Origin of the sequence: Cellulomonas uda, from assembly GCF_006538705.1 — a bacterium.
GTDB lineage: Bacteria > Actinomycetota > Actinomycetes > Actinomycetales > Cellulomonadaceae > Cellulomonas > Cellulomonas uda.
Window position 1 is genome coordinate 1 of sequence record NZ_BJLP01000004.1, and the last position, 16,978, is coordinate 16,978.

23 protein-coding genes, 1 tRNA gene and 2 pseudogenes are annotated in these 16,978 nt (G+C 71.5%); 6 read left to right on the forward strand and 20 right to left on the reverse strand.

The annotated features are described in order from the left end of the window. The 6 genes and pseudogenes from CUD01_RS01785 to CUD01_RS01800 form a co-directional block, all read left to right on the forward strand. Positions 1 to 273 (forward strand): transposase (locus CUD01_RS01785; RefSeq protein WP_141318220.1); only part of this gene is annotated, 273 nt, incomplete at its 5' end. 74 nt (positions 274 to 347) lie between these two features. Continuing rightward, positions 348 to 893 (forward strand): annotated as a pseudogene (locus tag CUD01_RS17315) (DDE-type integrase/transposase/recombinase); the annotation flags it as partial. 26 nt (positions 894 to 919) lie between these two features. Further along, positions 920 to 1,129, forward strand: a pseudogene (locus CUD01_RS17320) (integrase core domain-containing protein); the annotation flags it as partial. Between the two features lie 51 nt (positions 1,130 to 1,180). Beyond that, positions 1,181 to 1,342 (forward strand): hypothetical protein, encoded by a 162-nt coding sequence (locus tag CUD01_RS16385; RefSeq protein ID WP_166772177.1) that lies wholly within the window; start codon positions 1,181 to 1,183, stop codon positions 1,340 to 1,342. Beyond that, the gene (locus tag CUD01_RS01795; protein ID WP_141318224.1) at positions 1,339 to 1,650 is read left to right on the forward strand and encodes a hypothetical protein; all 312 of its coding nucleotides are present in this window, start codon (positions 1,339 to 1,341) and stop codon (positions 1,648 to 1,650) included. The genes CUD01_RS16385 and CUD01_RS01795 overlap by 4 nt, the downstream gene beginning before the upstream one ends. A gap of 125 nt (positions 1,651 to 1,775) precedes the next feature. After that, positions 1,776 to 2,606 carry a tyrosine-type recombinase/integrase gene (locus CUD01_RS01800; RefSeq protein ID WP_208405635.1) on the forward strand — a complete coding sequence of 277 codons (831 nt, stop codon included), beginning with the start codon at positions 1,776 to 1,778 and terminating at the stop codon, positions 2,604 to 2,606. On the opposite strand, the gene CUD01_RS01805 is transcribed toward CUD01_RS01800, so the two are convergent. From CUD01_RS01805 to CUD01_RS01900, 20 genes are all read right to left on the reverse strand, one after another. Further along, a complete protein-coding gene (locus tag CUD01_RS01805; RefSeq protein WP_141318226.1) occupies positions 2,603 to 2,953 on the reverse strand; it encodes a hypothetical protein in 351 nt (116 codons plus the stop codon). The two genes, CUD01_RS01800 and CUD01_RS01805, sit on opposite strands and share 4 nt — an antisense overlap. A gap of 23 nt (positions 2,954 to 2,976) precedes the next feature. Beyond that, a tRNA-Lys gene (locus tag CUD01_RS01810) sits at positions 2,977 to 3,052 on the reverse strand. 40 nt (positions 3,053 to 3,092) lie between these two features. Then, positions 3,093 to 3,491 (reverse strand): hypothetical protein, encoded by a 399-nt coding sequence (locus CUD01_RS01815; RefSeq protein WP_141318228.1) that lies wholly within the window; start codon positions 3,489 to 3,491, stop codon positions 3,093 to 3,095. A 186-nt stretch (positions 3,492 to 3,677) separates the two neighbouring features. Next, positions 3,678 to 4,466, reverse strand: a complete 789-nt coding sequence (locus CUD01_RS01820) for a hypothetical protein (RefSeq protein WP_141318230.1) — start codon at positions 4,464 to 4,466, stop codon at positions 3,678 to 3,680. Continuing rightward, positions 4,463 to 5,029 carry a phage upper tail fiber protein gene (locus CUD01_RS01825; RefSeq protein ID WP_141318232.1) on the reverse strand — a complete coding sequence of 189 codons (567 nt, stop codon included), beginning with the start codon at positions 5,027 to 5,029 and terminating at the stop codon, positions 4,463 to 4,465. The genes CUD01_RS01820 and CUD01_RS01825 overlap by 4 nt, the downstream gene beginning before the upstream one ends. Beyond that, complete coding sequence (locus CUD01_RS01830; protein WP_141318234.1) at positions 5,026 to 5,490, reverse strand: hypothetical protein; 465 nt, start codon at positions 5,488 to 5,490, stop codon at positions 5,026 to 5,028. Before CUD01_RS01830 ends, CUD01_RS01825 begins: the two co-directional genes overlap by 4 nt. After that, entirely contained in the window at positions 5,487 to 5,780 is a 294-nt protein-coding gene (locus tag CUD01_RS01835; RefSeq protein ID WP_141318236.1) for a hypothetical protein, read from the reverse strand. Before CUD01_RS01835 ends, CUD01_RS01830 begins: the two co-directional genes overlap by 4 nt. 9 nt (positions 5,781 to 5,789) lie before the next feature. After that, complete coding sequence (locus tag CUD01_RS01840) at positions 5,790 to 6,218, reverse strand: hypothetical protein (RefSeq protein WP_141318238.1); 429 nt, start codon at positions 6,216 to 6,218, stop codon at positions 5,790 to 5,792. Next, positions 6,215 to 7,054, reverse strand: a complete 840-nt coding sequence (locus tag CUD01_RS01845) for a M15 family metallopeptidase (RefSeq protein ID WP_166772175.1) — start codon at positions 7,052 to 7,054, stop codon at positions 6,215 to 6,217. The genes CUD01_RS01840 and CUD01_RS01845 overlap by 4 nt, the downstream gene beginning before the upstream one ends. Positions 7,055 to 7,123: 69 nt before the next feature. After that, entirely contained in the window at positions 7,124 to 7,660 is a 537-nt protein-coding gene (locus tag CUD01_RS01850; protein WP_141318242.1) for a hypothetical protein, read from the reverse strand. Then, positions 7,657 to 9,831: a hypothetical protein gene (locus CUD01_RS01855; protein ID WP_141318244.1), complete on the reverse strand. Its 2,175-nt coding sequence runs from the start codon at positions 9,829 to 9,831 to the stop codon at positions 7,657 to 7,659. Before CUD01_RS01855 ends, CUD01_RS01850 begins: the two co-directional genes overlap by 4 nt. After that, a complete protein-coding gene (locus CUD01_RS01860; protein ID WP_141318246.1) occupies positions 9,832 to 10,653 on the reverse strand; it encodes a hypothetical protein in 822 nt (273 codons plus the stop codon). Between the two features lie 3 nt (positions 10,654 to 10,656). Beyond that, positions 10,657 to 13,401 carry a phage tail protein gene (locus CUD01_RS01865; protein ID WP_141318248.1) on the reverse strand — a complete coding sequence of 915 codons (2,745 nt, stop codon included), beginning with the start codon at positions 13,399 to 13,401 and terminating at the stop codon, positions 10,657 to 10,659. Positions 13,402 to 13,536: 135 nt separating this feature from the next. Continuing rightward, the gene (locus CUD01_RS01870; RefSeq protein WP_141318250.1) at positions 13,537 to 13,851 is read right to left on the reverse strand and encodes a hypothetical protein; all 315 of its coding nucleotides are present in this window, start codon (positions 13,849 to 13,851) and stop codon (positions 13,537 to 13,539) included. Between the two features lie 15 nt (positions 13,852 to 13,866). Then, complete coding sequence (locus tag CUD01_RS01875) at positions 13,867 to 14,325, reverse strand: hypothetical protein (protein WP_141318252.1); 459 nt, start codon at positions 14,323 to 14,325, stop codon at positions 13,867 to 13,869. Positions 14,326 to 14,328: 3 nt separating this feature from the next. Then, positions 14,329 to 15,321 (reverse strand): phage tail tube protein, encoded by a 993-nt coding sequence (locus tag CUD01_RS01880; RefSeq protein ID WP_141318254.1) that lies wholly within the window; start codon positions 15,319 to 15,321, stop codon positions 14,329 to 14,331. Position 15,322: 1 nt separating this feature from the next. Then, positions 15,323 to 15,586: a hypothetical protein gene (locus CUD01_RS01885; protein WP_141318256.1), complete on the reverse strand. Its 264-nt coding sequence runs from the start codon at positions 15,584 to 15,586 to the stop codon at positions 15,323 to 15,325. Positions 15,587 to 15,601: 15 nt separating this feature from the next. Beyond that, positions 15,602 to 16,072, reverse strand: a complete 471-nt coding sequence (locus tag CUD01_RS01890) for a hypothetical protein (protein WP_141318258.1) — start codon at positions 16,070 to 16,072, stop codon at positions 15,602 to 15,604. Continuing rightward, positions 16,069 to 16,599, reverse strand: coding sequence for a head-tail connector protein (locus tag CUD01_RS01895; protein WP_141318260.1), 531 nt, complete (start codon positions 16,597 to 16,599; stop codon positions 16,069 to 16,071). Before CUD01_RS01895 ends, CUD01_RS01890 begins: the two co-directional genes overlap by 4 nt. Positions 16,600 to 16,605: 6 nt before the next feature. Beyond that, positions 16,606 to 16,953, reverse strand: coding sequence for a hypothetical protein (locus CUD01_RS01900; protein ID WP_141318262.1), 348 nt, complete (start codon positions 16,951 to 16,953; stop codon positions 16,606 to 16,608). Positions 16,954 to 16,978: the final 25 nt, after the last annotated feature.

A 16,978-nucleotide genomic window follows, 5' to 3' on the forward strand; every position in this document is an offset into this window, starting at 1 on the left:
AAGAAGACCGAGGTCGTCCTGGCCGGGCTGCGCGGCGACCGGTCGGTGCGCGACGTGTGCCGTGAGTACGAGATCTCCGAGACCCTCTACTACTCCTGGAGGGACAAGCTGCTCGAGGGCGGCAAGGCCGCCCTGGCCGCCTCGAACGCCCGGACTCCGGAGCACGTGGAGGTCGTCGAGCTGAAGAAGAAGGTCGCCGCCCTGGTACGCACCTTGGGGCGCAAGACCTATGAGTTGGAGATCGCGGGGGAACTCTCGCGGGACTGGACGTGAGCACCCGGGTGTCCAGGGCCCGCGCCGTGATCGCCACCGGGCGCAAGCCAGCCGTCGTCGCGCGCGTCGCCGGGGTGTCCCGTCAGGCGCTCTACCGGCCGATCTCCCGGCGACCACCCGGCGCCGGTCCGGGACATGGTCGACCAGGTGACGACGCGATCGTCGAGGTCGCCCGCGCGAACCCGGTCGACGGGACCAGGATGGTCGCAGCCCTGGCCTCGCGGGCGCTGGGCGAGCCGGTCAACCGCAAGCGGGTCCAGCGCGTCATGCGCGCCCACGGGCTGCTGCAACGCTCCCGTAGCACCGACCGGCGCCGCCGGCCGGGCTACTTCCGGGTCCGGCGGCCCGACGAGCTGTGGCACCTGGACATGACCAAGGTCTGGACTGCGGCGCACGGATGGGTCTACCTGCACGTCGCGGTGGACTGCTGCACCCGGGAGGTCGCCGGCTGGACCCTGGACCTGCGCACACGCACCGACGAGGCGATCGCCTGCGTCGAGGGCGCCGTCCTCGCGCGCTCGGTCGCGCCCGGGCGTCTGACGCTCGGAACCGACAACGGCAGCCAGTTCACCAGCCGGGACTTCCGCAAGCACCTGTCCGCCCGCGGCATCACCCACCGCCGCGGTGGCTACCGCGACCCGAGTCCCAGGCGTTCATCGAGTCCTGGTTCGGACAGTTCAAGAAGCGCTGCGCCTGGCGCACCGAGTGGGAGACCATCGACCAGGCACGTCACGAGATCGCCTCCTACATCGACACCTACCACCACCGCCCGCACTCCGGGCTGGCCTACCGCACCCCCACCGAGGTCGCCCGCACCTGGGCCGACCCCGAACACCTACACACCGCAGCGACCTGACCCGTCCACGACGACGGGGTCCACGTCAGCGACTCTGAGCCTGGCTCGACGATGAAGGACAGGTACACCCAAGGTCAGTGGGCCCCGTGGGGATCGAACCCACAACCCGCGGATTACACGTACGCGCAGGTCAGCGAGCACGACGAGCGCCGCGACGCCGTCGTGCTCACGTTCCCCGCACGTGAGCAGCGCCTCGAGGACCAGGCAGGATGACGACCGCCACCGCGCGCCGCGCGCCCAGGCTCGACGCTGAGACCGTCGCCGAGCTCGAGGCGATCGACGAGGCCCGCGAAGCCGCCTACGGCGCGCTCCGCGAGGCGATCTGCCGCGGCGTGCGCGCCGCGGACCTGCAGGCCATACACGAGTCAATCGACGCCGTCGACGCGCGAGTCGACGCGCTGCGGCGGAAGGTCTGGCCGCGGTACCGCGGGCGGCTCGTCGTCGCGGTCGGGGTCGCCTGCCTCATCTCGCCGGCCGGGCGCAGCACCCGCGTCGTCTGGACGCGGCCGGTCGTCGCCTGACGGGGCGACCCGACCCCAGCCCCCGGTCTCCGATGCCGCATCCCCAGCCCGGGCTACGTCCCGTGCACCTGACGCTCGTCTTGTCCGATGAATCCCTCTCACGCCGCCGTGAGAGAGGAACCCGCGTGACCGCGAGCTGGTCCGACGCCATCGAGGAGTACTGCCGCGCGCTGCGCGGCGTCGGAAGACGACCCCAGACGATCGTGCTCTACCGGCACTATCTCCGGCACGCCGCCGCGCTGCTGGGCGGGTCACCCTGGGACATCACGACCCGCCGCCTCGAGGCGATGCTCGGCGAGGTGCCCGGCGGCGCGTCAGCGCGCAAGTCCGCACGCACGGCGATCGCCGGCTTCTACCGCTGGGCACACCGAACCGACCGCGTGAGTGTCGACCCCGCACTCGGCCTCCCGACCGTGCGCGTCCCCCGCGGCCGACCCCGCCCCACACCCGAGGGGATCGTCGCCGCCGCGCTCGAGCGCGCCGACGCCCGCGAGCGCCTCATGGTCGAGCTCGGCGCGCTCGCCGGACTGCGGGCCGGCGAGATCTCGCGCGTGCACCGCGACGACTACGACGGGGACATGCTGCTCGTGCACGGGAAGGGCGGTCACGAGCGTCTGGTGCCGATCGTCGACGGGCACCTGCGCGACGCGCTGCTCGCCTGCGACGGGTGGCTGTTCCCCAACGTCCAGCGCGGCGGTCACATCACCCCGAACCACGTGTCGAAGCTCCTGTCGGCGCTGCTGCCCGCGCCCTGGACCGCGCACACCTTGCGCCACCGATTCGGGACGGTGGCCTACGCGGCGACGCGTGACCTGCTCGCGGTGTCGAAGCTGCTCGGGCACGCGTCGACGGAGACGACCCTGATCTACGTCCAGATGCCCGACGACCACCTGCGCAACGCCGTAGCCGCCGCCGCGACGATCGGAGCCGTTGGTCCCGTGCGACGAGTCGCCTAGCCGGCGTTCTCGACCTCCGCGCGTACGACGTCACGCCAGTGGAGCTCTGTCACGATCGAAGCCAGCTCGAGCATCTCGCGGACCACCGCGCGTGCGTCCTCCTCGGTCATCGCTGCCACCGTGGCGGCGATCCACCCCTCGGAACCCTCGCGCACCGAACTCATCCGCTTATGCAGCGCGTCGAGCCGTCGCGCGAGGTCAGGGAACACGGCGCCGCCGTCGACCACGGGCGTGCGGACGCCCTGGCTGGTCCACGCGTTCAGCAGCCGATCACGTAGTGTGCCCTCAGAGTCAGCGAGCGAAGACACCGTGGCACTCAACTTCTCGTACGCGTAGCCCAGGCTCATGGTGCCGACGGTAGCGGGCTCACTGGTGCCCCCGCCGGGGATCGAACCCGGGACCCGCCGATTAAAAGTCGGCTGCTCTGCCAGCTGAGCTACAGGGGCACTCCCAGAGTATCGGCGCCCTGGGCGTGCCCCCGCGTCGTCATGGCTCGACGGGGTAGTGCGCGCCAGCCGCGTTCACCTTCTGCGCGAACGCCCGCGCGGCCGCTTCGTCCTTCACGGGGGCATCCGCAACTACGACCGATCCGTCCGGGAGCGTGATCGTCACGTACACGCGCCCCTCCTGCTTGCGCAGCAGGCCGCCCACGATCGCTCCCACCGGGCCCGCGATGATCGCGCCGGCCGCGACTCGGGTCACCGTCGTCCGTTCACGCGCGGACCCGGACTCGAACACCGCCGTCGCGCCGCCGATGGGACGTCGCTCGCCCTTCTGCCCCTTGGGCCACCAACACAACTCACCGTTGAGTACCCGCACGTCACCGAGGTGGGCGTCGTACTGAGCGTGTTCTCGCGCGGCCCGCACCCTGTCTTTGAAGCCCATGCAGCAGAGCATGCCGCCACGGGGCGGGGCCGCGGGCGGCGGTCCGCGGAACTTCACCCCCCGCGCCAGCCGTCGACAGCGCGAGTCGTCGTCATCGACGCAGTCCCACCTTGGGGCGGGCATAACGAAGGGCCCCGCCCCATCTCCGAAGAGGTGGGGCGGGGCTGCGTCTGGGCAGGGGGGCGTTCAGAGCGTCCAGAGGGTCGAGGCGCTGCGGCTTGCGACGCCGGTCCATTCGGCGCGGGGCTCCATGAGCGGGTCGAAGTACGGCCGCAGCTCGCTGCCGCGCTCGGCGAGGAGCGCGGTGCCGTCGAGCGTGTCGCCGGGGCCCCACAACTGCTCGCCGTTCGTGGCGACGCCGTTGCTGTCTGCCATCAGGTCGATCTTGTAGACATCCTCCGGGACCGTCATCGTCAGCGAGACACGCGCCCACTGGCCCGCCTCAGCGAGGACACGCGAGGCGGTCACCCCCGGACGGATCAACGCGCCGGACGGGAAGGCGCGCTGACTGCCCCAGCCGGAGGGCGTGACCGACGTGACGCCGTCCGCCGCGTAGCAGTACACGTCGAGGTTCAGGTTGCGCTTGATCGACGGGCGCAGGTACGCGGAGAAGGTCCAGATCTCGCCCGGCTGCACAGCGAGCCGACGTGCAGCCGTTCCTCCGATCTGGAAACCGGTGTCGCCGCTGTCTGTCATCAGCGGTGGGCTAGCCGTCCACGTCTTGCGGAGATAGCACGTGATGCCGACCGGACCGTCAGTCGCGCCGGTGACGAGAGTGTGCGTCCCAGCGGCGGGGGCCTTGCCGAACCATCTGCCCGTGTGCCACCCGAGAACGTTGGAACCGCTCAGGAGCGTCGGCTGCGGGTCGGTGGCGAAGTTGGTGCGCGTGGTCGCGAGCTTCTGCGAGCCCCTGTAGATGGCCCCGACCCTCGTAGCGCCGACGTACACACGCCGGGCGACGTCCAGGCGTGTCACGCCGTCACCAGGTACAGCGTGCCGGGGTCCTTGACCGCGAGCGCGTCGTACTGCGCCTGCGTCCCGACCCACCACGTCGGGAGCGCCTCGATCGCCGCGAGCGCAGCCGCAGCCGCAGCCGCCGAGCCGGACGCGTCCTCGGCTGAGTTCGTCGCGGTCGCCGCGGCCGCGACCGCCTGGTCGCGTGCCGCCGACGCGTCCTCGAGCACTGCGGTCGCCGACGGCGGGACCGGGTCGAGCGGCACCAGGGTGGTCGGGTCGACGTCAACGAGCTCCGCGTACGCGAGCACGTCCGTCGTGTCCGGGACGGCGACATAGCGGGTCTTGCCGCCAGAGACGCGCTCCTGGACGCGCCAGCACCACGCCGCTGTCGTCGCTGCGACCTTGACCTCGACCGGCGCTCCGGCGAGCGGGACGCGCTGCGCGGACGGCAGGGTCACGTGCGCGTCCGCGCCCTCACCCACGACCCGGCGTGCCGTCGGGGACCACTCCAGGTACCCGACGGCGGGTGTGTCCGCGCCGACGGTCGACGGGGCGCGCACGTCGAGGCGGACCGTCGTCATCGCGACCGCGGCCCGTGCTCGTCGCAGAACCGGATCCCGCCCTGCGTCGTGGTGTACGTGCTGGGCGCTCCGCACTGATCGCATGGCGACCTCGTCGCCACCGGCTCGACCTGCGCGACCTCCGTCAGCACCGCATCCGCCGGGGTCAGCGCGTACACCGGGGTCCGCGCCGAGCCGAGCACCAGGCGCACGAGCCACAGCGGCAGGTGCTGCTCGACGCGCCGCCACAGCCAGTACCACAGCGCGATCACGAGCGTGACGACCAGACCGAGCACCACGTCCGAGGCGAGCACGCCCGCGAGCGCGTCGGTCACGTCGTCGGGGAGGTGCCCGGCGAGCACGGCGAGGAGGGCCGCGACGAGCGTGCCCCACAGCGCAGGGACGGCGGTGCGCAGGGTCGCGACGGCGAGCTCGGAAAGCGCGGTGCGCTCGTCGACGGGGGTGGGCGGGGTGGTGGTCATGGGGTGTCCTCGCTCTCGGTGATCGGCTCGTACGTGGCGTCGAACGCGGCGGCCTTGCGGGGGTAGAAATCGCCCTGCACGCCCTTGACGACGTAGTCGCCGACATCGGCGACGAGGGGGCCGTCGATCGTCTGGATCTCGACCCACGCGCGGACGTCCGGCGGGGACGCCGCGGCGTCGGTCAGGACGTGGTACTGGCCGCCGCACCAGGTCGCGACGGTGATGCCGTTGTCCAGGTCCAGGCGCATCGCCTCGACGGCGGCGGGCTTCGTGCGGTACTGCTCGCTCATGCGGGTCTCCTAGGTCGCGATCTTCTCGACGAGCACGACGCCGAGCGACGCGATGCCTGCCAGGGACGTCGCGATCGCCCACCACGGCGCGCGGCGGGACTCCGCGCGCTGTTCAGCGGCCGCCGCGGTCTGCTTCACCTCGGCGAGCTGCTCCTTGACGGTGCCCACCGCCGACGAGACCGCCGTCGCGATCTTCAGGTCGACGTCGCTCGTCTTCGTCTCAATCGCCGTGCGCAGCGTCCCGATCTCGCGGCCGTGCTCCTGGAAGCGGGAGTCCACGTGTCGGTTGCGCTGCTCCCACTCGCCACGCGGCACGAGCTCGGCGCGGTGCGACGCGAGATCGGAGCGCATGCCGCGCATCTCCTCGCGGACGTCCGCGAGTCGGGCCGCGACGACGGCGAGCGTGACGTCGTCCGGCTGCCCGGGCGATGCCGTCACGACTGCAGCCGCTCGGCCATGCGGTCGAGGATGCGGTCCGCGACGTCGTCGGCGTCGACCACGCCTGCGTCGCGCAGGATCGTCGCGACGTCGGCCGACACCGCCGAGAGCCTCGTGCCCTGCTCGCGCACGAGCCGGGCCAGGCCCGTCTGCCCGTGCGTGCGCAGCCACGCGACATCCGCGGCGATCGGCTCGAGCGCCGCGGCGACCTCGGCGGCCACGGTGGGCTGCAGCACCTCGCGCAGCGCGTCGGACGCCTGCCGACCCTCCGGGGTGTCCCGCTTGCCGGCGGTCAGGATCAGGTCCAGGGTGCCGCCGTACGCGTCGGCTCGGCTCATGGTGTCCTCCTCGGGGACAGGGGTGAGCGTGGCGACGAAGCGCGCCACGTCGTCGGACGTCTTGCCCTTGGCGATGTCGAAGTGCATGCCATCGCGCCAGCCCGGGTTGTAGTCCAGGCCCCACGCGAACAGGCCGGAGGCCTCGGCGAGGATCTGGCGGACGCGCTTGACGCCCTCGGTGCCCCACCCGCCGGTGCCGTACGCCGCGCTGCGCCGCCCGGCCTCGTACGGGTGCAGGTGGCCGTTCACGTCGACCGCGGTGCCCGACATGTGGTTCGAGCCCGGCGCGCCGCCCACCTGCTGGTTGTAGGCCGCGGACCGCCACCCGTTGACCTTGGTGACCCGCTCGACGCGTGTGTGGATCTGCTCGACGAGCCAGCCGAGCGCGCGCGCGACATCGCCGGTCAGGATCTGCGCGCCGTCGCCGTCGTCGGCCAGGTACACGCGCGTGACCGCGTGCTCCTCGACGATGCGCCAGCCGTTGTTCGTGGTCGCCACGGGGACACCTCCGGGCAAGCGAGGGCCCCGTGCCGACGACGGCGCGGGGCCCAGACGGGACAGGACTGGTCAGTCGGCAGCAGCCTCGTACGCGAACTCCACGACGATGCGGCCTCCCGCAGACCACGACGCCGGCAGCGTGCCGGTGATCGTCGTGTGCTGCTGGTTCGTGGCCGCGTAGCGCACCGTGAGCGGCGTCGACGTGGTCACCGAGTACACCGCCGCGACGAGCTCGAAGATCGAGCCCGACGTCGACATGCGACCGAGCGCATCCGCACGCACGTACCCATACGCCGGCGTGACCGGCAGCGTCACCTGCAGGTCCCCCGAGAACGCGAACCCCGTGCCGAGCACGATCTCCACGCGGCCGCGGACACGACGACCCACACGCGAGTAGCGGCCCGTGACCGTCCCCCCCGTGCCGAGCGCCAGGCCCGTGACCGTCGGGGTGTACGCCGTCCACGCACCGGCCCCGAGCGGGAACACGGCGGTGAGCCACTGCACGATCCGCTTCGTGCCGCGGGTGATCGGCCCGTCGCCGTCGACGTCTCGGTACGGCTCGGTGCGTGCGACGTACGACGGGAGGACGGAAGGGTCCGAGCTCAACTGAGGTACCTCCTCTCGAGCCAGCCGTCGGCGGCGTCGACCGTCGCGCCGGCGGTGAGCGCTGCGACGACGTCGTCGTCGAGGGTCTGCACGGTGCCGCCGCTCTCGTAGTACTCGTCGACGTCCCGGACGAGCGTCGAGAGGACCACCAGGCGGAGCTGCTGTTTGAGCCCGGACGGGTCGCCCGAGAGCGTGTTGCCCACGATGAGGACCTTTGACGTGAGCTCGGTGAAGTCCGGGTCCTCGAGGACCCGGACGTCGCCGAGTCGGACGGTGAGGTCGGGGACGACGTTGACGTCTTCGAGCACGGGCAGCGGCTTGCTCGTCTGATCCGCGAGCCAGGCGAGCACCGACTCCGCTGTGTCCTCGTCCTGCACCCACGGGGCGAGGCTCACCTGCAGCGGCGACAGCGCGTCTGCGGCCGCCTTGCCCGTGTCGATCGTCACCGCCTCGCCCGAGCGGGCAACGACGTTCGCGCGGAGGATCAGGGCCGTCGAGGACGTCGCCCCACCGGTGTAGAGCGTCGAGCCCGTGGTGTTCTTGATCGAGATCCGTGCCCGAGACGGATTCACCAGTACCGCACTCACCTGCAGGGCTGTCGCGGACGCAACCACGGACCCGTCGCGCGTCGTCGACGCCGCCCACCGCGAGCGCTGCCCGATCGGGAACTCGGCGGTGCTCGTGACCGACAACCACGGTGCGAGCTGGTCGACGGGCGCCTCGAGGTCGACCACGAGCGTGCTCGTCTTGCCGGCCTTGATCGCCAGCACGTCGGGCGACTCCCACACCGTGAGGGAGTAGTCCGTGACGGTCTGTACGTCGGCCGGCTGGTAGGTCACCTCGACGCGGTCAGCGACGTCGTCCTCGCTCACCGACCACGGCAGGTCCTCGACGGTCGTCGCCGCGACGATCCGCGCCGCTCCGCCCGTACCCTCGCCGCCGCGCATCTGCGAGCGGTTGCGGTACCGCAGGACGCCGTCCTCAGCGAGCCACAGGGCACCGAGAGTGCACGACGCGACCTGCTGGGCGACCGTCCAGGCGTCCTGGTCGCCGATCCCGACCAGCGCGGACAGCGGGCTGTCGGCGGACGCGAGCCACGCCGTCGGGGACGTGAGAGCCGCGTCGGCATCCGCGAGATGCACCTGCAGACCGGAGAGCGAGGTGCTCTGGTCCATCGTGGTCAGCTCACCGACCGCGACCCCCGTGCTCGTCGCCCAGGAGGACCAGCCGCCAGCGGAACGCACTCGCGCGCGGGTCTCGGTCGCGGAGGTCCGCTCGATCTGCACCTGGACGCGCCAGTCGGAACGGGCCACCACGGCGGGGAGATCGACACTCCCACCGGGACTGGTGTGGCCGTGCCTGAACGTTGGGTACACCTCGGTCGGGCTGTGCCCGAACGTGAAGGTGATGGATTCGCCGGTGCGGTCCCAGAAGGTGAGCGTCGAGGACGCGCCGGGCATCCGGACCTTGTTCAGGGTCAGGTAGGCCGTCGCGCCCACCGGGATTGGCCCCGCGAGCGTGTAGACGGGGCGTGCACCGCCCACCGGCAGCTCGAACCGCATGGACACGCGGCCGAGGTGGTCCAGCGGCCAGGTGTAGACCCGCTCGCCCAGGCCCGCGCCCGCGTAGGTTCCGACCTCGGGCAGCGGCGAGCCGCACGCGTGAACGCACAGCAGCGCGGACGGTACCGGCTCGGGCGTCGCGTGGAACCCGCACGCGCGTGCGGCCTGGTCGATGACCCACACCGCGTCGAACGGCGCGAGGCCGATCTGTGCGGGGTCGACCATCGAGGCGAGCAGCTGCGGCAGCTCGAGTCGCGCCTTGGGGAGGATGTCCTCGACCGCGAGCCGCCGCGAGCGCGAGAGCGCGGACGAGGCACCGACGCTGCGGATCTTGAGGTCACCGACGGTCTGGTCAGTGTCCGTGGCGCTCACCGCGGCGGTGATCGACACCTCCCCGCCGGGCCGGATCTTCTCGGTCGTCCATGGCGTGCGACCGTCCGGCAGCGTGACGTCCACGCTGCCCGTGGCGAGTGCGAAGCCGCTGCCCCCACGCACCTGCGCGGGGAGCGAGCCCCCCGAGAGGTCGCGCTTGATCGACCACGAGGGCGCGTCGAGGGCCTCGGGTCCCGCACCGAGGTCGGCCGTGACGGTCGAGCGGGGTGTCGGCACTCACCCCACCTCCTTCAGGACCCACGAGTAGTCGGCGAACGACGTCGAGCCGCGCACGAGGTTCAGCGTCTGGGCCGGGTCCTCGACGACGACCCGTGCGCCGCCGCGGCCGGCGACCCAGTCGGTAGTCGCCGGCGGGCCCTCGGTCAGACGGATGGCGGTGAGGGTGCCGGCGACGACCGTCTGCGGTCGCAGCTGTACCCCGACCGCTGACGCGGCCGGCGTGAACGACGTCGTCGCCCGGAGGGTTGTCGTCCCGCCCGGTGCCGTGACGATCCCGCTGGCGACCTGCGCGCCCGCGGCGTTGACCGTGCGCCACGAGAGCAGGCCGGCGCCGGAGCCGATCGTCGACGGGGATGCCGCCCAGCACGAGAGCGTCAACGCCACCGAGGGCCGCACCGGGACCGTCTCGGACCAGGGGCCCGGCGACGTCGGGAACGCGACACCGCGCATCGGCCCGATGCCGGGCACGGTGACCGTCGACGGGTTCGTGCCCAACGCTCCCAGGCTGCGATCCCCACCGGCGCCGGGTGCCGCCAGGTGCGGCGGCAGCAGGTTCGCCACCGCCGCGTCCGACGTCAGCAGGTACAGCGGCCCGGGGACGGCGTCCTGGGCGCACGCCTCGAGGAACGCCGCCGCCTGGGGCTGCAGCCACGTCGACGACACCGCCCACGCGCGCGGTGCCCGCACGCCCCGCTGCACGTGCCGGCGGCCGCCGATGGTCGTGAGCTCCGAGGACCCGCGCTCCGCCGTGATCTGCACGGGCAGCACGTCGGGGAGGTCGACGAGCGACCCGAGCGGGCCGAGCTGTGCCCACAGCATCCGTCACACCGTCCGATCTCCGCTGCGACGCAGCTCCGTGATCCCAACCTTCGTGACCTGCGCCGCAGCGCGGCCGTCGACGGCGAGGGACGCCTTGACGTTGACGCTCGTCGCGAACTGCGCGCGCTCGAGCGCGGCCGCGATCTCCTTCGCGATCTCCTTCGCGAGCTTCTCGCGGTCCCGCTGAGCGGCACGTGCGGCCTCCTGCCGCTCCTTGACGACGTCGCGCTGCTCACGGATCGCCGGGTCGTACTGCTGCCCTGCGACGACACGGCCCGCGGAGGCTGACCACTTGTCGAGCTCGGCCCACGACCGACGCAGCGACGCGACCTCCGCCGCAGACCCCGACACCAGCGCCTTCGCGACCTCGGTGCCCTCGTCGAACCCCATGCCCGCGACCTGCTGCACGAGTGCGCGAGGGATGCCGATCTTCACCATCTTGCGCATGAGGCCGGCGAACTTCTTCGCCTTCGCGGCCATCGACTTGACCGCACCCGACACGGAGGAGAACGTCGTCTCCCGCTTGTAGCCGTTCTCGTCGGTCTGGCCGACGAGCGAGCCCAGGTCGAGCTGTCCGGTGAGGTTTCCCCGGATCTCGTTCACCATCTCCTTGCGGGAGTTGACCAGGTCGGCGTACTTCTCCTGGGCCGAGCGCAGCCGCGAGACGGCCGCCTCCTGGGCCTTGTACGCCGCGGTGAGGGCCCGCGTGCGGGCCGTGACCAGGTCGACGAGCGCGTCCTTGCCGAGCAGGCCCTTGGTGCCCTTGATCCGCTCGACGAGCTTGCTCATCATCGCGGTGACCTTGTCGAGGTGCGCGCCGATGCCCTTGTCGAGCAGACCCTCCATGAGGTTGCGCCCGTACCCGGCGAACTCCGTCGACGGCGAGTGGATCCCGAGGGCCTTCTTGAACGGGTCCCGGATCCAGCCCGGGACCTTGTTCAGGAACCACGTGCCGATCGTCCCAGCCAGGTCCCCGATGCCGTTGAGCAGCCCCTGCACGACGTTGCCGCCTGCCTCGCGCAGCCAGGACACCGCGCCGGAGAACGCGCTCACGACCGCGTCCTTGCGCCCCGAGACCCACGACAGGACCGACGTCCACGCCGACTCCAAGCCGGACTTCAGGCCGGTCAGGACCTGCGACCCCGCGGACCGCAGCCACGAGACCGCCGAGCTGAAGTAGCCCTTGACCTTCCCCGGGATGCCGGAGAAGAAGGCCGTAATCCGACCCCAGTTCTTCGTGATGATCCCGAGCGGCGTGAACGCCCACACCGTCTTGATGACCCCGAGAGCGCGGTTGAAGATCTCGCTCACACGCCCCGGGATCGAGGCGAAGAAACCGGTGATCTTGCTCCAGTTCGACACGATCAGGCCGAGCGGCGAGAAGGACCACACCTTCTTGATGAGGTCCCACGTGCGGCCGAGGAAGCCCTTGACGGCGTTCCAGCCTGCGGAGAAGGCGGCCTTGATGCGCTCCCACGCGGTCGACAGGAACGACGTGAAGCCCGCCCATACCTTGCGCCCGGTCTCGGTCTGCGTGAAGAAGTACGTCAGGCCGGCCACGAGCGCCGCCACAGCGGCGACGACGAGCAGGACGGGGTTCGCGCTCATCACGACGTCGAACGCCGCCTGGACGGCCGCCGCGGCCTTCGTCGCGGTCTGCCACAGCAGGATCGCGCCGTGCCACGCCTTCCACGACAGCACCGCGCCGCCCACGCCAACCGCGAGCGCGACGAGCCAGTCCTTGTTCCGAACGACCAACGAGCCCATCGACGCGAGGGCCGGGACGAGCGTGCCGACGACCCACGACCCGGCGACCTTGAGGGCCGGCAGGACGTTGGTCTGGAACTTGTCTGCCAGGTCACCTACGAAGGGGACGACGTTGGTTGAGATGACCTCGCCCAGCCGCCCGAGTGCGGGGGCGACGTTGTCGCCCACCCAGCCCGCGAACGCGTCGAACGCGGGCACGCCCTTGGTGAGCAGGAAGTCCGACACGGACGAGACCGCGGGGAGGACCTTCGCGAAGATCGTCTCGCCCATCGTGCCGAGCGCGTGCTGCACCCGCTCGAACTTGCCGACGGTCGTCCGCCCCGCGGCCTCCGCGGAGCCGCCGAACTCCTTCTGCAGCTCCTGCAGGATGACCGACTGCGCACCGGCGACGTCGCCGGCCTCGGCCATCGCCTTGATCTGGTCCTTCTGGGCCTGGGTGAAGGTGACGCCGATCTTCGTCAGCTTCGACACGCCGGCGACGGGGTCGTTGAGCGCCTTGCCGAGCATCTGCGCGGAGCTCGACATGTCGAGGCCCTCGAGCGAGCCCTTGTTCAGCGCGACGGCCATGTCCGTCATCGACCGGGTCGCGTCGTCGAACGTCGCGCCCTTGATGTTCGTGAAGGTGAGCAGGAGGTTCTGACCCTGGGTGATGGTCTCGGCCTCGACACCGGACATGCCCTCGATCGAGCCCGCGAGGTTGTCGATCTGCTCGCGGGTGCGCTGTGCGGCACCGCCGGTCGACTTGATCGCGGCCTCGGTCTGGGCGCCGATCTGCTCGATCCGGCCGAGGGAGTTGACCGACTCCACCGCCCACGCTCCGACGCCGGCGGCGAGCGCCCCGAGAGCGACGCCGCCGGCGACCTTGAGCTTGCTGAGCGCGCCGCGCGTGCGGCCCGCCGCGCCCGAGACCTTGTCGAAGTCTCCCGACGCGCGGTCCTTGGCGGTCAGGAGGAACTGCAGGACCGTCGTCTTACCCGCCACGTTGCGCCGCCTCCTCGAGCTCGTCGATGTAGGAGCACGCCTGGTTGAACTCGCGCAGCGTCAGCCGGTCGAGCTCCCACGGGCGGATGTGCAGGTGCTGGGCGAGCGACGGCCAGTAGCGGTCGCGCTTCGCGGTCAGGCCACCGGCTCGTCGGTGGCGGGCGTAGGGTCCGCGGCGTCCGCGGCGTCGGTCTCGTCCTCGACGATGTCCATGTCGAGGTCGCCGAAGTCCCACCCGTCGAGGTCCGTGAACTTCAGCTCGGGGTGGTGACGCTTGGCGGCCACCCAGCACAGAGCCTGGGTCGACGTCGCCGACCCCTTGCCCATCTGCTCGAGGACCTCACCGAAGGTCCGCCCGGTCGCGGACTCGATCGCGCGAGCCTCCGCGAAGAGCAGCCGGTCGGGGTCGATCTCCCAGGTCTCGTCTCCCTTGGTGACGCGCAGCAGCATGTGGACTCTCCTTCGTCACAGGGACGCCGCGCGGGTCGCGGCGTCGCTGACCTTCTCGGTCACGAGACGACGCAGCTTGTCCGCGTCGCGCTCGATCGGCTTGGTGAAGAAGCCGGGGGTGATGTCCTGGGCGACCCACGTCTTGCGGCGCCCGTAGATCGGGTGACGGACGGTGCCGGCGTCCAGGGCGGCGATGTCGTGGCCCCGCTTGCGCTGGGTGATCCGCACCGACGGGTTCCGCCCGCTGAGCGAGGCCGTGATCCCGGGGGTCGTCGCCGCCCAGCGGTTCAGCCCGCCGCGTGCGGGCAGGGTCTCGATCGCGGACCGCTTGACCGCGGTGCGCGTCTCCTTCGACCCTGCCCGCAACTCGCGGCGCAGCGTGTTCGTGATGTCCCGGTCGCCCGCGGCCTTGAGCTTGACGCTCAGGGTGCGCAGCTTGTCAGCGCCGGTGACCTCGAAGTCGCCACCGGCCACCGGTCACGCCAGCGTGGACTCGGACGAGATGACCTCGATCTTCGGCTGGTTCGTGCCGTCGAAGAGCGCGACGAACGGGAAGTCGCCGGAGACCACGCCCGGCCCGTCAAGGGCCGGCAGGTCTCCATCGAGGAAGCACCCCGGCAGCGTGATCCGGAACGTCTCGTAGTTCGTGCCGCCGATGAGCGCGCCCACGGTCTCCAGGACCAGCGAGAACGACGCGTCGGACACGAACCGGTCGACGAAGTCGGCCTTCGCGACGAAGTCCGCGGACAGGGTGCCCGAGATCCCGACGAAGCCGTTCGACACGGGCTGAGCCTTCAGGCCCGCGCCCCCCAGGTAGAACCGATCGGTGTCGAGCGCACGGTCGATCTTGACCGTCGCCTTCTTCACACCGACGACCGCCGCCTCGGACCCGAAGGTCCCGATCTTGATCGCGGTCTTCGCGCCCACGAACGGGGTGATGCCCGTCGGGAACGACGCGGCCGCCAGGGGCGGCGTCTCGGTGACGTCCTGGCAGTCGAACTCGAACGTCGCTGTCGGGATCGACCCCGGCTCGAACTCGAACTGCGCGGAGGTGACCTTGCAGCCTGCGTACGAGTACGGGCGGACCGTTCCACCGATCTCGGGCACGCCGACCTGGATCGACAGCGACTTGTCGGCCGTGTCGGCGAGGGTGTGCACCTGGCTGTACGCCGGCGAGGTGAGCACGGTCGGGGTGACCGTCGTGCCCATCAGAGCCTGCAGGAGCAGGCCCATCTTCCGGGTCGTCAGCTCGAGGTCGATCGACCCCTCGGCCGAGCGCGTCGTGAGCACCCGACCCGACGCGAGCTGCATGAGCCGCCCGGACGCGATGCCCGCGGACTGCGCGGTGTTCTTGTTCTTCTTCAGGGACGTCTTCACCGGCAGCAGGAACGAGGTCGGCGCGACGAACGTCCCGTAGGTGGTCTCCGGCGCGATGCCCAGCTGCGAGCCGAGGCCCGATCCGATCGCCATGTCAGGCCTCCCCAGCCTGGTCGTCGACCTCGCACGCGGGCTCGGTCGGGTCGTCGTCCGGCGCGGTACCGCGCGCGGTCGTCATGCGAGGACGACGCGCGGCCGTCGGCGCCGCGGCGGCGCTCTCGGGCTGCCACGCGTCCTGGTAGGTGAAGGCCTCGACGCGGTCGTCGGGGACCTCGACCACCTCGTCGGGGGCGACCGTGCGCCACCCGAGCTCCGGGACCGCGAGGGCCTCACCGGAGACGTTGCGGATCCGTGCCACAGCACGTCCTTCCTGTCATGGGGCCAGGCGTGCCTGGCACTCGATCGTGAACGGGATGTTCACCACGACGCCGTCGACGCCGTAGGACTGGCGGAGCGCGATGTTCGACACCCCGATGATCTGCAGCACCACGCCCCCGAGAGTGATGTCCTCGACGAGCGCTTCCAGGGCGCCGTCGAGCGCGCGAACCGCGGCCGCGCGCACCGGCGCGAGATCGTTGTCACCCGACCACGCGACGACGACGCACCGGATGGTCAGCTGCTCGTCGCGCACCTGGTACGTCAGGAGCGGGAACGTCTGCTCCGACGTCGCGGCGTCGATGCTCTGGTCGACGAGCCACGGGTCCTCGACCCCGACGACGATGTACGTCTGGGAGGTCTCCTCGCCGGGCTGCAGACCGTCGAACACCTCGGTCTCAGGGATCTGCGCGGTACGCCACGTCGCGACGAGCGCGTCGATCGTGTCCGCGAGCGCTGTGGACCTCATGCGAAGCCCGCCAGGCGGTAGTCCCGCGCGATCTCCTCGACCCGGTTGGGCCACAGGAACGACGCCGAGGTTTCCTCCTCGCCACCGCCCGCGGCCTTCGCGGCACCGCGCTGCGTGCGCCACAGGTGCCGCAGGAGGAGCTTCACGCCGAGCAGCAGGTCCGCAGGCACGTCGTCGGGCGCGTAGCCCGCGGTGTAGTGGACGCTGGCGCGTCGTCCGGTCAGGCCTCCGTCGACGTCGATCACGCCGGCGTCGGGGTCGAGCTCCCACCGGGTGGGCGCGAGCTCGACCCCGTCGACGGTGACCGACTCGACGGAGATGACGGGTGCCTTCGTCAGGGGCAAGCCGGGCCGCGGGAGGCCGATCGTGTCGACGAACTGCTGCGGCAGGACCGGCCCGACCCGCTTCACCCATGCCGCGGTCGCCGCCTCGATGAACCCGAGCAGCTCGACGTCCGTGGAGTCGCTCGAGATCTTCAGGAACTCCTTCGCGTCCACGAGGGTGATCGCAGGCGGCGGCTTCGGCATCGGTCGTCAGCTCCCCTCGGGCTGGGTGTCCTTGTCCTCGGGGCCCGTGCCCGTGGGCCCGGCCGGGGTGGTGGGCGCCTGCGCGCCGGTCGTCGGCTTGTCGATCGCGCCGCGGCCACGGCGGGCCGAGGTGGTCTGCTCGCCGCCGTCGCCGCCGGGCCCCCCGCCGCCGTTGTCGCCGGCGGCCTTGCCCAGCCCGTTGATCTGGGCGGTGACCTGCTTCGCGCGGTCGGTCAGACCGCGCGCCTGGTAGCCCTGGCGCTCCGCCTCGAGCGCGGCGCGCAGCTCGGTGGGGTCCTGGGCGGCGGCGGCGCGCTTCGCGGCCGCCTTCTCGTGCTCCTTGCTCCGTGACATGTGCGCCCCTCTCGTGGGCTCGTGG

What these genes read in the sequence shown, in the direction of transcription:
- CUD01_RS01795 (WP_141318224.1), top strand. Translation starts at nt 1,339, where the DNA reads ATGACGACCGCCACCGCGCGCCGCGCGCCCAGGCTCGACGCTGAGACC.
- CUD01_RS01815 (WP_141318228.1), bottom strand. Translation starts at nt 3,491, where the DNA reads ATGGGCTTCAAAGACAGGGTGCGGGCCGCGCGAGAACACGCTCAGTAC.
- CUD01_RS01805 (WP_141318226.1), bottom strand. Translation starts at nt 2,953, where the DNA reads ATGAGCCTGGGCTACGCGTACGAGAAGTTGAGTGCCACGGTGTCTTCG.
- CUD01_RS01890 (WP_141318258.1), bottom strand. Translation starts at nt 16,072, where the DNA reads ATGAGGTCCACAGCGCTCGCGGACACGATCGACGCGCTCGTCGCGACG.
- CUD01_RS01835 (WP_141318236.1), bottom strand. Translation starts at nt 5,780, where the DNA reads ATGAGCGAGCAGTACCGCACGAAGCCCGCCGCCGTCGAGGCGATGCGC.
- CUD01_RS01895 (WP_141318260.1), bottom strand. Translation starts at nt 16,599, where the DNA reads ATGCCGAAGCCGCCGCCTGCGATCACCCTCGTGGACGCGAAGGAGTTC.
- CUD01_RS01860 (WP_141318246.1), bottom strand. Translation starts at nt 10,653, where the DNA reads ATGCTGTGGGCACAGCTCGGCCCGCTCGGGTCGCTCGTCGACCTCCCC.
- CUD01_RS01900 (WP_141318262.1), bottom strand. Translation starts at nt 16,953, where the DNA reads ATGTCACGGAGCAAGGAGCACGAGAAGGCGGCCGCGAAGCGCGCCGCC.
- CUD01_RS01830 (WP_141318234.1), bottom strand. Translation starts at nt 5,490, where the DNA reads ATGACCACCACCCCGCCCACCCCCGTCGACGAGCGCACCGCGCTTTCC.
- CUD01_RS16385 (WP_166772177.1), top strand. Translation starts at nt 1,181, where the DNA reads ATGAAGGACAGGTACACCCAAGGTCAGTGGGCCCCGTGGGGATCGAAC.
- CUD01_RS01870 (WP_141318250.1), bottom strand. Translation starts at nt 13,851, where the DNA reads ATGCTGCTGCGCGTCACCAAGGGAGACGAGACCTGGGAGATCGACCCC.
- CUD01_RS01880 (WP_141318254.1), bottom strand. Translation starts at nt 15,321, where the DNA reads ATGGCGATCGGATCGGGCCTCGGCTCGCAGCTGGGCATCGCGCCGGAG.
- CUD01_RS01825 (WP_141318232.1), bottom strand. Translation starts at nt 5,029, where the DNA reads ATGACGACGGTCCGCCTCGACGTGCGCGCCCCGTCGACCGTCGGCGCG.